The organism is Bradyrhizobium sp. BLXBL-03, assembly GCF_051853015.1.
Classification (GTDB): domain Bacteria; phylum Pseudomonadota; class Alphaproteobacteria; order Rhizobiales; family Xanthobacteraceae; genus Bradyrhizobium; species Bradyrhizobium manausense.
In genome coordinates, this window is the sequence record NZ_CP182470.1 from 6,336,490 (window position 1) to 6,351,554 (window position 15,065).

Consider the following 15,065-nt stretch of genomic DNA (forward strand, 5'->3'; position numbering starts at 1 on the left):
GAGAGGGCCCTCTGTGCGCCAGATCACAATGGCAGCATAATGGGCCGCGCCAGGCGGCGTCCTGTCCGCCTGCCGTTCCCTGGGCCGGATCGCGACAGGTGCCGGCAATGCGACGTTGCATCAGAAATTTCCCGCTCGAATTGCAGCGCGATCAGAATACGCCGGCGCTACTCGCAAGCTCATCCCCACGGCCCGCGCGAGGACGAGCGGCCCCAAGGGCCGTGCGGCGGATAGTTCTCGACGGCGCCGACCGAGGGCATCGCATGCGTGCCGAGCTCGGCCGCGAGCTGCCGGAGCGCCGCGATGCGGTTCTGCGTCGAGGGATGGGTGGCGAAAAGATTGTCGACGCCGTGGCCCGAGAGCGGATTGATGATGAACATATGCGCGGTCGCCGGATTGCGCTCGGCATCATAATTCGGCACCTGATGCGCGGCGCTCTCGATCTTGAGCAGCGCCGAGGCGAGCCACATCGGTTGCCCTGCGATCCGCGCGCCGAGATTGTCGGCGGCATATTCGCGGGTGCGGCTGATCGCCATCTGCACCAGCATGGCCCCGAGCGGCGCGAGGATCATCATCAGGATCGAACCGACGATGCCGGGACCATTGTTGTCGCGATGGCCGCCGAAGAACATGCCGAACTGCGCCAGCATCGAGATCGCGCCCGCGATGGTCGCGGTGATGGTCATCAGCAGCGTGTCGTGATGCTTGATATGCGCAAGCTCGTGCGCGATCACGCCGGCGAGTTCCTCGCGGCTGAGCTGGCGCACCAGGCCGGCGGTGACGGCCACGGCAGCGTTCTCGGGATTGCGTCCGGTCGCGAACGCATTGGGTTGCGCCTCGTCCATCAGGAACACGCGCGGCATCGGCAAGCCCGCACGGCCCGCCAGCTCGGCGACGAGGCCGACCAGCTCCGGCGCGCTATTTCGGTCGACCTCATGGGCGCCATACATCGAGAGCACCATGCGGTCGGAGTTCCAGTAGGTGAAGAGATTGGTCGCGGCCGCGATCACAAGCGCGATCATGGCGCCTGAGGCGCCGCCGATCAGATAGCCTACGCCCATGAACAGGGCGGTCAGGCCCGCGAGAAGCATTGCCGTGCGCAGATAGTTCATGGCTCGTCTCCAGCGCCGGCGATGGCCGCCCAAGGCACTGCGGGCCGGCAGACATCAGGTAGGAACGCCCCCTGCTAAGGCGCAAGGTTTCAGGGTGCGTCGCGGAGCCGCGGCCCTGGCTCAACCATGCATTGTCATTCCGGGGCGCCCGAAGGGCGAGCCCGGAAGCCCGAGATTCGCAGGGGCGCAATCGCGCCCCGTAGTTCGATGCTGCGCATCGCCCCGGAATGACGAAGGGATGGTTTGCGGGCGATCATTCCATTAAACTTCGTCAAGAATCCAAGCGTCTCCCCCTTTCGGAAACCTCATGCTCCTGACCCGATTTGCGATCGCGGCCGTTACCCTCGCCGTGTTCTCCCTTCCCGCCTCCGCCCAGTTCATGCCGCCGCCCGCAAAGCCCGTGGCGCCCAGGGCGCCGTCGCCACGCGCCGCCTCGTGCCACAACGGAGCGAGCTTCGATCGCTTCCTCGCCGAGGTGAAACAGCAGGCGGTCGCGGCGGGCGTGTCGCAACGAACGATATCGGAGGCGTCGCCCTACCTGGTCTACGACCAGGGCATCGTCAATCGCGACCGCGGCCAGCGCGTGTTCGGCCAGCTCTTCACCGAATTCGCCGGCCGCATGGCCGCGCCCTATCGCATGCAGAACGGCCAGCAGCACATCAGGCAGCACGCGGCAGCGTTTGCGCGCGCCGAGAAGGAGTACGGCGTGCCGCCGGCGGTGATCGCCGCGTTCTGGGGCCTGGAGAGCGACTTCGGCGCCAATATGGGCAATCTGCCGACGCTGAAATCGCTGGTGTCGCTCGCCTATGACTGCCGGCGCTCGGAGATGTTCGTGAACGAGACCATCGCCGCGCTGAAGATCATTGATCGCGGCGACCTCACGCCCGACGAGATGATTGGCTCCTGGGCCGGCGAGCTCGGCCAGACGCAATTCCTGCCGACACACTACGTCAACTACGCCGTCGACTATGACGGCGACGGACGGCGCGACCTCTTGCGCAGCGAGGCCGACGTGATCGGCTCGACCGCGAACTATATCGCCAACGGCTTGAAGTGGCGGCGCGGCGAGCCGTGGCTGGAAGAGATCAAGGTGCCGCAGAACCTGCCGTGGGACCAGACCGATCTCAGCGTGCAGCTGCCGCGCTCGAAATGGGCGCAGTTCGGCGTCACCTATCCCGACGGAAGGCCGCTGCCGAACGACAATCTTCCGGCCTCCGTGCTGCTGCCGATGGGACGCTTTGGGCCGGCCTTCATGGCCTACGCGAATTTCGCGGCCTATACCGAATGGAATAACTCGCTGATCTATTCGACCACCGCCGGCTATCTCGCCTCGCGCATCGCGGGCGCAGCGCCGATGCGCAAGCCGGCGACGCCGGTCGCACAACTGCCGTTCAACGAGCTCAAGCAATTGCAGCAGCTGCTGGTCCAGGCCGGTTTCAATGTCGGCAAGATCGACGGCGTTCTTGGCCAGCAGAGCCGCGCAGCCGTGAAGGCCATGCAGATCAAATACGGCCTGCCCGCCGATTCCTGGCCGACCGCGGAGCTGCTGGCCCGCATGCGCGGCGGCACGGCACAGGCGCAGCCCGCGAGCACGGTGCGGTAGCAGCCACATCTGCTGTCATGCCCCGTGAAAGCGGGCATCCAGTACTCCGCAGCGTCTCGGCTCTATCACAGCCGCCGCGGCGTACTGGATCGTCCGGTCAAGCCGGGCGATGACAGCGGAGGGGTGACACGGTAGAATTTTCGCACTGCACAAGCCACTTTTCCGATTGTATTATTCCATGAGGCTCCCATGTGAGTGGCTCAGGTTTTCCGCCTGAGATTCCCACCATTAAAGCGAGCATCATATGTCCTTCTACGACGCCGTCGTTCCCGCCTATTTGCAAATGCTGAACAGCTTGATCGGCCTGCTCACCAAGGCCGAGGCGCATTGCGCGGCCAGGAAGATCGACCCGGGCGTCATGCTCGGCTCGCGCCTCTTCCCGGACATGCTGCCGCTGTCGAAGCAGATCCAGCTCGCCAGCGATTTCGCCGCCAAGGGCTGCGCCCGGCTGACCCATAGCGAGCTGCCCTCGATGCCCGACACGGAAAAGACGTTCGAGGAGCTGAAGCAGCGGCTCGCGAAGACGATAGACTATGTGAAATCGTTCAAGCCGGAGCAGTTCGCGGGCGCCGAGGCCAAGGACGTGACCTTCCCTGCGGGCCCGGACCGGACCATGACGCTCAAGGGCCAGCAGTTCTTCAGCGCCGTCTCGCTGCCGAACTTCTATTTCCACGCCACGACCGCTCACGGCATCATGCGCCACAACGGCGTCGAGATCGGCAAACGCGATTTCCTCGGCGCCAACTGATTGCTGGATCGACGACCGCGTAGCGGAATTCTGCTGCCGTGGCCGAAATTGCACACGAAATATGCTGCGCGGAGCCTGCCGCGCAGCTCGCCTGCACTTTCCGTATGGCTCGTCTCTTGCGCCCGATGTCGCAATGCACAAGTGTTCCAGACCCCTTAACCTCTGGAATCATCCTCAATGAGCCGCTCGACCAAATTGTTTGAGACCTACAAGCTCGGCCCGATCACGCTGGCCAACCGCCTCGTGATGGCGCCGCTGACGCGCAACCGCGCCGCGCCCGGCAGCTTCGTCCCTTCCCCGCTCGCCGCCGAGTATTACGGCCAACGCGCTTCCGCAGGCCTGCTGATCACCGAAGCGAGCCAGGTGTCGCAACAGGGCCAGGGCTATCAGGACACCCCCGGCATCTACAGCAAGGACCAGGTCGCCGGCTGGCGCAAGGTCACCGACAAGGTGCATGAGCGCGGCGGCAAGATCTTCATCCAGCTCTGGCATGTCGGCCGCATCTCGCATGTCGATCTCCAGGCCGGTGGCGCAGCGCCGGTGGCGCCGAGCGCGATCCGCGCCAAGGGCAAGACCTTCGTGAACGGCACCTTTGCCGACGTCTCCGAGCCCCGCGCGCTCGAGCTCTCCGAAATTCCAGGCATCATCGACGACTTCAAGCGCGCTGCGAAGAACGCGCTGGAAGCCGGGTTCGACGGCGTCGAGATTCACGGCGCCAACGGCTATCTGCTCGAACAGTTCGCCAAGGACGGCGCCAACAAGCGTACCGATGCCTATGGCGGCTCAATCGAGAACCGTGCCAGGCTGATGCTTGAGGTCTCCAAGGCCGTCGCGACTGAAGCCGGCGCCGACCGCACCGGCATCCGCATCTCGCCGGTGACGCCCGCCAACGACATCTCGGATTCCAACCCGCAGGCGCTGTATGACCATATCGTCGACGGCCTCAGCGCCTTGAAGCTCGTCTATCTCCACGTCGTGGAAGGTGCCACCGGCGGTCCGCGCGACGTCGCCCCGTTCGACTATGCGAGCATCCGCAAGCGCTTCGCGGGTGCCTACGTCGCCAACAACGGCTACGATTTCGACCTCGCCACCAAGGTGCTCGACGCCAACGCGGCCGATCTCATCGCCTTTGGCAAGCCCTTCATCTCCAACCCCGACCTGGTCGAGCGGCTGAAGCAGGGCGCGGCGCTGAACGATTGGGACAAGAACACCTTCTATGGCGGCGGCGCCAAGGGCTACACGGACTACCCGACGCTGGCGGCCGAGCCGGCGGAGTAGGTTCCCACGCCAACGCTGTCATGCCCCGCCTGGTGCGCAATTGCGCACGGGGACGGGGCATGACAGTACGCCGCGTCCTCACACCACGTCGAACTTGACGCCTTGAGCCAGCGGGAGCGTGCGGCCGTAATTGACGGTGTTGGTCGTGCGCCGCATATAGGTTTTCCACGCGTCGGATCCGGACTCGCGTCCGCCGCCAGTCTCCTTCTCGCCGCCGAAGGCGCCTCCGATCTCCGCGCCGGATGGGCCGATATTGACGTTGGCAATGCCGCAGTCAGAGCCACGCGCCGACAAGAATGTTTCCGCTTCGCGCAGATCATTGGTGAAGATGGACGACGACAGCCCCTGCGGAACGGCATTGTGCAACTCGAGCACGGCATCGAAATCGCGATATTTCATCACGTAGAGGATCGGCGCAAAGGTCTCGTGCTTCACCGGTCCGGTCTGCGTCGCGATCTCGACCAGCGCCGGGCGGACATAGTAAGCGTCGGCCGCCCCTTCGATGGCGATGCGCTCGCCACCTTGGACTTGACCTCCGGCAGCGCTCGCAGCCTCGAGCGCAATCTGCATCGCGCGATAGGCCGCGCCGTCGATCAGTGGACCAACCAGGTTACCGCCTTGCAGCGGAGAGCCGACGGTGACGGACGCATAGGCCTGCTTCAGGCGCGGCACAAAGCTGTCATAGATGCTCTCGTGGACGAATAGGCGGCGCAACGTCGTGCAGCGCTGTCCCGCCGTTCCCATCGCGGCAAAGGCAACGCCGCGCAGGGTGAGATCGAGGTCGGCCGTCGGCGCGACGATCGCGGCGTTGTTGCCGCCGAGTTCGAGCAGCGCCCGGGCGAACCGGCTGGCGAGCCGCGGACCGACCGCGCGTCCCATCGCCGTGGACCCGGTTGCCGAGACCAGAGGCACCTTCGCATGGTCGACGAGCACCTCGCCGATCTCGCGGCCGCCGAACAGCACTGCGGCAAGCCCTTGCGGCGCATCGCCGCCAGCTTCGTTGAAGCGTTTGACCGCACGCCCAAACAGGGCGTGTGTCGCAAGCGCGGTGAGCGGTGTCTTCTCGGACGGCTTCCAGACCAGGCTGTTGCCGCACACCAGCGCCAGGGCTGCGTTCCAGGCCCACACGGCGACCGGAAAATTGAACGCAGAGATGATGCCGGTGACGCCAAGCGGATGCCAGCTTTCCATCATGCGATGCTCGCCACGCTCGGTTGCGATCGTCAGGCCGTAGAGCTGCCGCGACAGGCCGACCGCGAAATCGCAGATGTCGATCATTTCCTGAACCTCGCCAAGACCCTCGGAGACGATCTTGCCGACCTCGATCGACACCAGCCGGCCCAAGGCCTCCTTGCTGGCGCGGAGCTCCTCGCCGAACAGCCGCACGAGCTCCCCTCGCTTGGGTGGCGGCACCAGCCGCCAGCCGAGATACGCCGCGTGCGCCTGCTCGATCGCGCCGGCCGCTTCGGCTGCGCCGATCTCCGCGACGCGGCCGATGATCCCGCCAGTGATCGGCGTACGCACGACGATGCTGCCCTCCGTATAGTCGGAGCGCTTGACGCCGAGTCCGGCGAGAAGCCTGTCGACTTCGCCGGCGAGATCGGCGTTGGCGGTATGCGTCTGCGGTGCTGATTTGACGGACATGGCGGCTTTCCAAAATGTTGGAGTTGATCTTAGTTCGGTTGCTCGCTCGTGCGCCCGTTCCGCAAGGCGGGAACGCAATGCGCTCCCAGGAACGCCATCGCGGTCTCCATCTCGCGCAGGACCATGCGCAGGACGGCTTCGGCGCCTTGCTCCCCGCCGGCCGCAAGTCCCCACAGCGGCAAGCGACCGAGAAGCACGGCTTCCGCGCCGAGCGCAAGATATTTGAGGACGTCGGTGCCGCGCCGGACGCCGCTGTCGGCCAGAATCGTCAGACGTCCCTTCACGGCAGCCACGATCGCCGGAATGCAGTCCGCGGGAGGCGGCAGACAGTCGAGATTGCGCCCGCCATGAACCGAGACCACGATGCCGTCGGCACCGATCCCGACCGCCTTTTCAGCATCGTCCACCGCGAGCACGCCCTTGATGGTGAGCTTACCCGGCCAGATCTCGCGCAGCCAGCGCATGTCGTCCCAGCTCAGATGCGGCTCGATCCGGACCGACTCGGCGATGTCAGCGCGGGTGATGGCGGTGCGGAACGCTTCCGGATAGTGGCCATAGGTCGGCACACCCTCGCCCATGAGATAAAGCGCGAGAACCCCGAACAGCCAACCGGGATGCAGTGCCACGTCGATCATGCTGCGCAGCCGCGGCTTGAAGGGAATGCCGAAACCGTTGCGTTCATTATACTCCCGGTTCGGCGAGACCGGCGTATCGACGGTGACGAGCAGGTTGTCGCAGCCACATGCGCTCGCACGCTCCAGGAGCCGCGCGGTCAGGGCGCGATCGCGCCAGACATAGAGCTGGAACCAGAGCAGGGCATCCGGCGCGCCGCGCCGGATCGCCTCGATTGATGTCACCGATTGCGTCGAGATGCAGACGGGAATGCCGATGCGCGAGGCCGCGCGGGCGAGCTTCGTCTCCCCGTCATGCGAAACAAGACCGGCGAGCGCCGTCGGCGCGACAATGAGGGGCGCAGCGATCCTCCGGCCGAACAACACCGTGTCGAGATCGCACCTGTCGCGCCCCGTCAGGACCGCGGGCAGCAAGGTAATGGCGTCGAGCGAGCCGCGCAGGCGCGCCAGCGCGGTTTCGTCCTCGGAGCCGCGATCGATATACTCGAACAGCCCGCGCGGGAGGAATTGTCGCGCGCGGCTGCGATAGTCGCTGGCATTGAGGAGCATCGGCATCGGCGTTTCAGGCCGCGTAGCGTTTGAACTTGGACTTGGAGATCGAGGTTGCGGCGACGTGAACGTGCTGAACGAGCTCGGCCTCGACACGCTCGGTGGTCCATCGCGTCGTGGGCACGGAGATGTTGACCGCAGCGATAGGCCGCCCGTGCTCGTCGATGATCGGCGCCGCAACGGAAATGTCGCCCATGACGCTTTGGTTGATCTGGATCGAATAGCCGCGTTTGGCGGCCAGGTGCACCTGCTCTGCGAGCTTGACAGGGTCCGTAATCGTGTAAGGCGTCAGCGGCTCAAGCCGCGTCCGCTTCAGGAGGTCCTGTTGCTCTGCTTCAGGAAGGGCCGCCAGGATGGCTATGCCGGAAGCCGTGAAGTAGGCCGGAAGCCGGCTTCCGATCACGAAATCGATATGGATCAGGTGCTGCCCGGGAAAGCGCGCCACGAACACGACCTCGTGGCCGTCGAGCTCATGCAGGTTGCAGGTCTCGCCAAGATTGCGGCTCATGTCGAGCAGATAGGGCGAGGCCTTGTCGACGAGTTCGTTGGCCTTGAGATAGCTATGGGAGAACTGCAGGACCTTCGAGGTGAGGCCATAGTTCCGCGTGCCCTCGATGCGCTTGAGATAGCCGAGGGTCTCAAGCGTGTAGACCAGGCGCTGGGTGGCGCTGCGGTCGAGATCGGCGGCGCGCGCGATGTCAGCAAGTGTCATGTAACGCTGCGGCCCGTCGAAGGCATGCAGGACCTGGAACGCCTTTTCGGTCGAGCCGACGAACAAGGACGAGCGCGGCTCGTCGGCCTTGTCCGTCGCCTTCACGCTGGTTTTCCCGCTCGCCTTGACGGCCTTTGCCTTGACAGGCTGGCCGCCGCTCGCGCGGCTGCTACGCGCCATGCTGCCACCCTCTCATGCGATACCCTCCGAGATCGCCAGCTGCCGGCCGAGCTCGGCGCGCAAGGAGGCGACCAGCGCCGGCGCGGGCTGCACCAGCGGCGCCAGCATGCGCGGCGCCTCGACGCCGACCATGTCCATCACCGCCTTCATCGGTCCCGGGTTGGTCTCGGCGAACGCCATGTTCATCAGCGGGATCAGGCGGCGATGCAGGCTCAACGCCTCCGCCGTCTTGCCTGCCGTCGCCGTCTCGAAGATCCGGCGCCATGCGCGTGGCAACAGGCACGCGGTGACGATGATGCCGCCCTTCGCGCCCGCTGCGAGATGCAACGGAAACAGGCTGTCCTCTCCGCTCAGCACCGCAAAGCTCTCGTCGACGCCGGCCACGACCTGGAGGAAATGGTACATGTCGAGATTGCAGGCCTTCATGCCGATGATGTTGGGATGCCTGGAGAGCTCATGCAGGATCTTGGGCTCGATCGCGATCCGGGTGCGATAGGGAATCTCGTAGATCAGGATAGGCACCGGCGAGGCATCGGCATAGCGCAGGAAATAGTCGCGAACGCCCGCCTGGGTCGGATTGGTATAATATGGCGTGAGAACCAGCAGGCCGTCCACGCCCTCGGCTGCGAATTCGCGGCCGGCCTGCAAGGCATCGTGGAAGCCGGTGTCGAGCACGCCGGCGATGACCGGGCCCTTGCCCGCCATCGCCTTCACCGACAGGCCAGCCATCTTGATCCGCTCGGATCTAGCCAGCGCGCCATATTCGCCCGTGCCGCCGAGCGGCACCACGCCGTCGATGCCCTGCTTGTTGAGCCAGGTGAACATGGAAGAGACCGCACCGGCATCGATGGTGTCGTCGGCCTTGACCGGGGTCGGAATGGCCGGGAACAGGCCGCGGAGACTGATGGCAGTGAGCATACTTGAGAACCTCTGGTTGGACGGCGGCGCTTCTATCTCGCGGCGGCACGCCGGCGCAGGCGTTCGGCGACGAAGATGAGAAGCCCCATGAAAACGAACAGACAGGTCGAGACGGCGGCGATCACAGGCGAGACCTGAAGCGTCACCTCGTCCCAGAACTGTTTGGGCAGCGTCGCGTTGAGCCCGCCGGTGGCAAACAGCGCGATGGTGAGCTCGTCGAACGAGGTCGCAAACGCAAACAGGAAGGACGACATCATGCCTGCAGCGAGGATCGGGAAGGTGACGTAGCGCAGCGTCGCAAGCGGACGCGCCCCGAGGCTCTGCGCGGCCTGATCGAGCCGCGTGTCGTAATTGCGCAGCACCGCCATCATGGTGATGACCACGTAGGGCACCGCGACGACGGTGTGGCCGAGAACGAGACCGACGGCGCTGCCGACGAGGCCGATGCGCGCGAACACGTAGAACAGGCCCACCGCGATGATCATCCGCGGCACCACGATCGGCGACAGGATGAAGGCGAGCCACGCCGCCTTGCCGCTGATGTCGCTGCGCACCAGCAGGAACGCGGCTGGCGTGCCGATCAGCATGGCGAGCAGCCCGGTGCCGATGCCGACCAGCAGCGAGCGCAGCATGGCCTGGGTCCAGACCGGCGAGCTCAATACCGTCTCGTACCAATGCAGGGTAAAGCCCTGTGGGGGCCAATTGAGGCCGCCATTGCCGAACGATAGCGGGATCATCAGAATTGTCGGCGCGCTGATGATGAGCAGCATGGTCCAGACGAAGGCCTGCAAGCCCATGCCGGCCTGATCGGGATCGCGGTCGCGGCGGCGCGACGACAGCAGCAGAATGATGCGGTCGGAGATCGCACCGAGCAGCGTGAGCAGCGCATCCCCTGCCCGCACGACCGGGCCCGACAGGCGCGACGGCTTGGCATTGCGCGGCGCCGATGCGCCGGTCATGGTCGACAGGCCGAGCAGCCGGTCATAGGCGGCAAAGACGATGAGGACTACGACCAGCAGCAGCACCGAGATCGCACCGGCAAAGCCCCAGTTCATGGTCTGCTGCACCTGGTCGATGATGAGCTGCGTGATCATGGTCTCGCGGCGCCCGCCGAGCAGCGCAGGCACGATGAAGAAGCCGATCGCGGTGACGAACACCATGATCCCGGCAGCGGCAACGCCGGGCAGCGACAGCGGAAAATAGATCTTCCAGAACGCCATGCCCGGACGCGCCCCGAGCGTTGCGGCGGCGCGCGGCAGATTGCGATCGATGTTCTCCATCACCGAGAGCATGGTCAGCACCGCGAGCGGCAGCAGCGCGTTGACCATGCCGACCAAAACGCTGCCGAAATTGTAGAGCAGGCTCGCGGGACTCGAGATGATGCCGAGCCAGAGCAGGAGCTTGTTGATGACGCCGTTGCGTCCGAGCAGCACGATCCAGGCGAAGGCGCGAACCAGAAAGCTGGTCCAGAACGACAGCAGCACCCAGAACAGCAGCGTCGCCTTGCGCTCCTTGCCGACGACCGAGATCAGATAGGCGATCGGATAGCCGGTGACGACGCAGACCAGCGTCGTCACCAGCGAGATCTTCAGGGTGATCAGGAGAACGTCGAGATAGACCGAAGAAGCAAACAGCTGGCGATATTGCGCGAGCGTGAAGCCATTGTCGCCATGGACGCTGAGCAGCAGCAGCTGGCCAACGGGATAGACCAGGAAAAGCACGAGCAGCAGCACCAGCGGCGCGCCCATCGCGGCCCGCGTCCAGGCCAGCCTCTGCGATATCGCGCGCATGGTGGCCAAGTTCAGATCCCCTTCCCCTCATGGATCGCGACGGCATCCGCCGCATGCCATCCGAGTGACAGGCGTTGGCCGATCTCGTAAGGCGGAGAGCCGCTGCGGGTCGGATGCGCGGCCACGAGCTGGGGCAGGCCCGCAGCCTCCGGCGCGATGTAGAGCCGCGTCAGGCTGCCGCTGATCATCACGTCGGTGAGACGTCCGGACAGCTGGCCGCCCTCGCCGACCAAGAGGTTCTGCGGGCGCACCATGACCTTGATGGGTTCGCCGGCGGCGAAACGCGAGCCATTGCCGACCGCGCGCGAGGCCGCAAGCTGCTCGGCGAGGACGATGTCGAGCCCCTCGCCGTCGACGCCACGCACGGTGGCGCTGAGCAGGTTGGACTCGCCGAGGAAGTCGGCGACGAACAGCGAGCGCGGCCGGAAGTAAAGATCCTGCGGCGTGCCGAGCTGCTCGATCGCACCCGCATTCATCAGGCAGATGCGATCCGACATGGTCATCGCCTCCTCCTGGTCGTGGGTGACATAGACGATCGTGGTGCCGAGCTCGCGATGGATGCGCTTGATCTCGAGCTGCATCTGGTCGCGCAGCTTCTTGTCGAGCGCCCCGAGCGGCTCGTCCATCAGGATGATCGCAGGGCGATAGACGATGCAGCGCGCCAGCGCGATACGCTGCTGCTGGCCGCCGGACAGCTCGCGCGGATAGCGCTTTGCGACGTGCGGCAGGCGTACCGTCTCCAGCGCCTCGCCAGCGCGCCGGCGGGCTTCCGCATCCGACACCTTCCGCATCTTCAGCGGAAACGCGATATTGTCCTCGATCGTCATGTGAGGAAACAGGGCGTAGTTCTGGAACACGACGCCGATGTCGCGGTCATAGGCCGGGCTATGCGTGACGTCGGCCTCGTCGATCAGGATCTGTCCCTCGTCGGGCTGGGCGAGCCCGGCGATCAGGCTGAGCAGTGTGGTCTTGCCTGATCCCGACGGGCCGAGCAGGGTGAGGAATTCACCCTTGGCGACGTCGAGGCTGGTCGGCGCCAAGGCCACGAAATCGCCGTAGCGCTTGCAGAGCTCGCGAATGCACAGGCTCGACGAGACCATGGGCCGCTCCGATCCGCTTGACCCGATCAAGCCAGGATCCAGCTGTTGAAGCGCTCGATGACGGCGGCCTGGTTGTCGAGCCAGTACTTGGCGTTGATCTTCAGCCCGGCCTTGATGTTGTCAGGGTAGGTCGGGCAGTTCTTCGCGACCTCGGGCTTGACGTAATTGAAGGCCTCCGGCTGCGTGAGACCGGCCGGGAAATATTCGACCAGCGCCGCCTGCCGCTTCGGATCGGAGGCGAACTTGATGAACTCGCGGCAGGCATCGGCATTCGGCGTGCCTGACAGGATCGACCAATTGTCGCCGCCCCAGATTCCCTGATTCCAGACGATCTCGACCGGCGCGCCGGCTGCTTGGGCGGCCTGGGGACGCGACACCCAGGTCGGCAGCAGATCGATCTCGCCCGAGGTCAGCATCTGCTCGACCTGCGCGCCGCTGGTCCACCACACCGCGACCTGCGGCTTGATCTTGTCGAGCGAGGCAAAGGCCTTGTCGAGATCGCAGGGGTAGACCTGCGCGGTGGGCACGCCCGCCCCCATCAGCGCCTGCTCGATCGTGTCGAACGGATGCTTGCGCACGGCGCGGCGTCCCGGAAACTCCGCCACGTTCCAGAAATCAGCCCAGGACTGCGGCGCCTTGCGGCCCTTGAAGGCGTCCGTGCGGTAGGCCAGCACGGTGGTGTAGACGTTGGTGGCGACACCGTAGGGCGAAGCAAATTCAGACGGGATCGACTTGATGACCGGTTCGGATTCGAGACCGTGCTTCTCCAGATATTGCTTGCCGCCGCTGGTCAGGATCTCGATCGCGGGCCAGGAGATCTTGGCCATGTCCCAGGTGTAGTTCTTGGTATCGACCATGGTCTTGATCTGCGCGACCGGCTCGGCATTGGCCTGCACGCCGACGACCTCGATGCCGGTCGCTTCGGTGAACGGACGGTAGAATACCGCACCGTAGGCCTTGGTGTAGATGCCGCCATCGTCGCGCACGACGATGCGCTTGCCAGCGGCGCGCGACGGCGACCAGACGGACGGCGCGGCCAGCGCGACGGCTCCGGCGCCAAGCAGCAGACGACGGCGGGAAGTAATGAGCTTCGATGCGTTTGTCATGTCAGTCCCCTCTCTACGATGTTGCATTGGTCGGCGAAGTTGCGGTCACCTCAGTCGCCGACGACGGCGGCAGAACGCGGCCGGGATTGAACAGGCCCGACGGGTCGAACGCCTGTTTCACGGCGCGCATCAGAGCGAGCTCGACCGGCGGCTTGTAGCGGATCATCTCGCCGGTCAGCGTGCGCCCGACGCCATGCTCGGCGCTGAAGGTGCCACGCAAGGAACTGGCGACATCGTTCATGGCGCGCCGGATCCGCTGCGCAGTCTCGTCGCGGTTCGGCAGCGCGTCCCATTCGGCAAAGCTGAAGAAGGGGATGAGATGGATGTTGCCGTCGCCCATATGGCCGACGATGATGAACGGCAGACCCGGCACGATCGCGCGCACGGCTGCCATGGCCTGGTCGATGAAATCAGGCACGGTCGAGACCGGCACCGCGGTATCCGAGGTCAGGCCGACGCCCGCTTTCTTGTTGGCCTCCGACACGCTGTGACGCACCAGCCACATCGCCTTGCGCTGGGCCTCGCTGGTGGCGACCACGCCGTCGCGGACGAGCCCGGTCTCGAGCGCCTGCTCGAGCACCGTCTGCATCGTCGCCGCGAGCGCGGCTGCATCGCCGGTGTCGGAGAGTTCGACAAGGACGTGCCAGGCGTCGATCTCCGCGACCGGGCAGCGCCGGCCCGGCACCTGCTCGAGCACGAGTTCAATCTGCTTCGCATTCATCAGCTCGAAAGCGGAAAGCCGCGAACTGCACGACGCCTGGAACAGGCCGAGCACCTTGAGCGCGGCCTGCGGACTGTCGACCGCGAGCCAGGCGACGGACTCCGCCGTCGGCAGCGGATGCAGCTTCAGCACCGCGCCGGTGATGATGCCGAGCGTGCCTTCAGAGCCGATAAAGAGATGCTTGAGATCGTAGCCGGTATTGTTCTTGCGCAGCGCGTAAAGGCCGTCCCAGACCGAACCATCCGGCAGGACGACTTCCAGCCCGAGCACGTTGTCGCGCGTGTTGCCATAGCGGAGCACGCCGGTGCCGCCGGCATTGGTGCCGATATTGCCGCCGATCTGGCAGGAGCCTTCGGCGCCGAGGCTGACGGGATAAAGCCGACCAGCGGACGCGGCGACCTCCTGAACAGTCGCCAGCACGCAGCCGGCATCGACCACCATGGTGTTGTTGACGGGATCCAGCGAGCGGATCCGGCGCATGCGCGTCAGCGCGACGATGACCGGTGGCTTGCCCTGCCCCGACGGCGTCGCGCCTCCGCAAAGGCTGGTATTGCCGCCCTGCGGCAGTACCGGCGTGTCATGGGCGACGCAGAGACGGACGATGGCGGCAACCTGTTCGGTGGTCGAGGGCAGCACCGCGCAGAGCGCCGGCGCGTGAAACCGGCCGCGCCAATCCTCGGTGAGGCCAGCGAGATCCTCCTCGCGCGTCAGCACGGCCGTGTCGCCCAGCAACTGCCTGAACGCCTCGATCAATGGCATCTACCGACCTCCGGGACGGGCCGATGCCGGCCCAAACGGCGTCTGCGCTTGTAATCGCAATACGATTACTTCAATCGCATTATGCTGATCATGAATTCGATGTGACGGGGAGTCAAGCTTGGGTGCGCGGCCTTCGCCCGGTGTCGTCCTGGCCTTCGCCAGGACGACACCGAGGCGTGGCGGGCGCCTTCGTCAACAAGCGCGTCGTTGCGA

General features: G+C 65.4%; 12 protein-coding genes. 3 read left to right on the plus strand and 9 right to left on the minus strand.

The genetic code is table 11. From position 1 onward, the window contains the following. Positions 1-179 precede the first annotated feature (179 nt). Entirely contained in the window at positions 180-1,112 is a 933-nt protein-coding gene (gene htpX, locus ACNJX9_RS30345) for a zinc metalloprotease HtpX (RefSeq protein WP_057757032.1), read from the minus strand. Between the two features lie 307 nt (positions 1,113-1,419). On the opposite strand from htpX, the gene ACNJX9_RS30350 reads away from it, so the two are divergent. The 3 genes from ACNJX9_RS30350 (at position 1,420) to ACNJX9_RS30360 (ending at position 4,741) form a co-directional block, all read left to right on the plus strand. Beyond that, positions 1,420-2,715, plus strand: a complete 1,296-nt coding sequence (locus ACNJX9_RS30350) for a lytic murein transglycosylase (protein ID WP_439405618.1) — start codon at positions 1,420-1,422, stop codon at positions 2,713-2,715. 244 nt (positions 2,716-2,959) lie between these two features. Then, the gene (locus ACNJX9_RS30355) at positions 2,960-3,463 is read left to right on the plus strand and encodes a DUF1993 domain-containing protein (protein ID WP_057757028.1); all 504 of its coding nucleotides are present in this window, start codon (positions 2,960-2,962) and stop codon (positions 3,461-3,463) included. A gap of 177 nt (positions 3,464-3,640) precedes the next feature. Continuing rightward, positions 3,641-4,741: an alkene reductase gene (locus ACNJX9_RS30360; protein WP_057757025.1), complete on the plus strand. Its 1,101-nt coding sequence runs from the start codon at positions 3,641-3,643 to the stop codon at positions 4,739-4,741. A gap of 78 nt (positions 4,742-4,819) precedes the next feature. Here ACNJX9_RS30360 and amaB read toward each other — a convergent pair whose 3' ends face one another. The 8 genes from amaB to ACNJX9_RS30400 are packed head-to-tail and all read right to left on the minus strand — an operon-like array spanning position 4,820 to position 14,852. Further along, complete coding sequence (gene amaB / locus ACNJX9_RS30365) at positions 4,820-6,385, minus strand: L-piperidine-6-carboxylate dehydrogenase (protein ID WP_439405620.1); 1,566 nt, start codon at positions 6,383-6,385, stop codon at positions 4,820-4,822. Positions 6,386-6,414: 29 nt separating this feature from the next. After that, positions 6,415-7,572: an alpha-hydroxy acid oxidase gene (locus ACNJX9_RS30370; RefSeq protein ID WP_439405622.1), complete on the minus strand. Its 1,158-nt coding sequence runs from the start codon at positions 7,570-7,572 to the stop codon at positions 6,415-6,417. A gap of 7 nt (positions 7,573-7,579) precedes the next feature. Further along, positions 7,580-8,458 carry an IclR family transcriptional regulator gene (locus ACNJX9_RS30375; protein WP_439405624.1) on the minus strand — a complete coding sequence of 293 codons (879 nt, stop codon included), beginning with the start codon at positions 8,456-8,458 and terminating at the stop codon, positions 7,580-7,582. 12 nt (positions 8,459-8,470) lie between these two features. Next, a complete protein-coding gene (dapA, locus tag ACNJX9_RS30380) occupies positions 8,471-9,376 on the minus strand; it encodes a 4-hydroxy-tetrahydrodipicolinate synthase (protein WP_439405626.1) in 906 nt (301 codons plus the stop codon). Between the two features lie 32 nt (positions 9,377-9,408). Next, a complete protein-coding gene (locus ACNJX9_RS30385) occupies positions 9,409-11,166 on the minus strand; it encodes an ABC transporter permease subunit (RefSeq protein ID WP_439410153.1) in 1,758 nt (585 codons plus the stop codon). Between the two features lie 11 nt (positions 11,167-11,177). After that, positions 11,178-12,266, minus strand: a complete 1,089-nt coding sequence (locus ACNJX9_RS30390; protein ID WP_439405628.1) for an ABC transporter ATP-binding protein — start codon at positions 12,264-12,266, stop codon at positions 11,178-11,180. A gap of 26 nt (positions 12,267-12,292) precedes the next feature. After that, positions 12,293-13,372: an ABC transporter substrate-binding protein gene (locus ACNJX9_RS30395; RefSeq protein WP_057757014.1), complete on the minus strand. Its 1,080-nt coding sequence runs from the start codon at positions 13,370-13,372 to the stop codon at positions 12,293-12,295. A 13-nt stretch (positions 13,373-13,385) separates the two neighbouring features. Continuing rightward, positions 13,386-14,852, minus strand: a complete 1,467-nt coding sequence (locus ACNJX9_RS30400) for an FAD-binding oxidoreductase (protein WP_439405630.1) — start codon at positions 14,850-14,852, stop codon at positions 13,386-13,388. Positions 14,853-15,065: the final 213 nt, after the last annotated feature.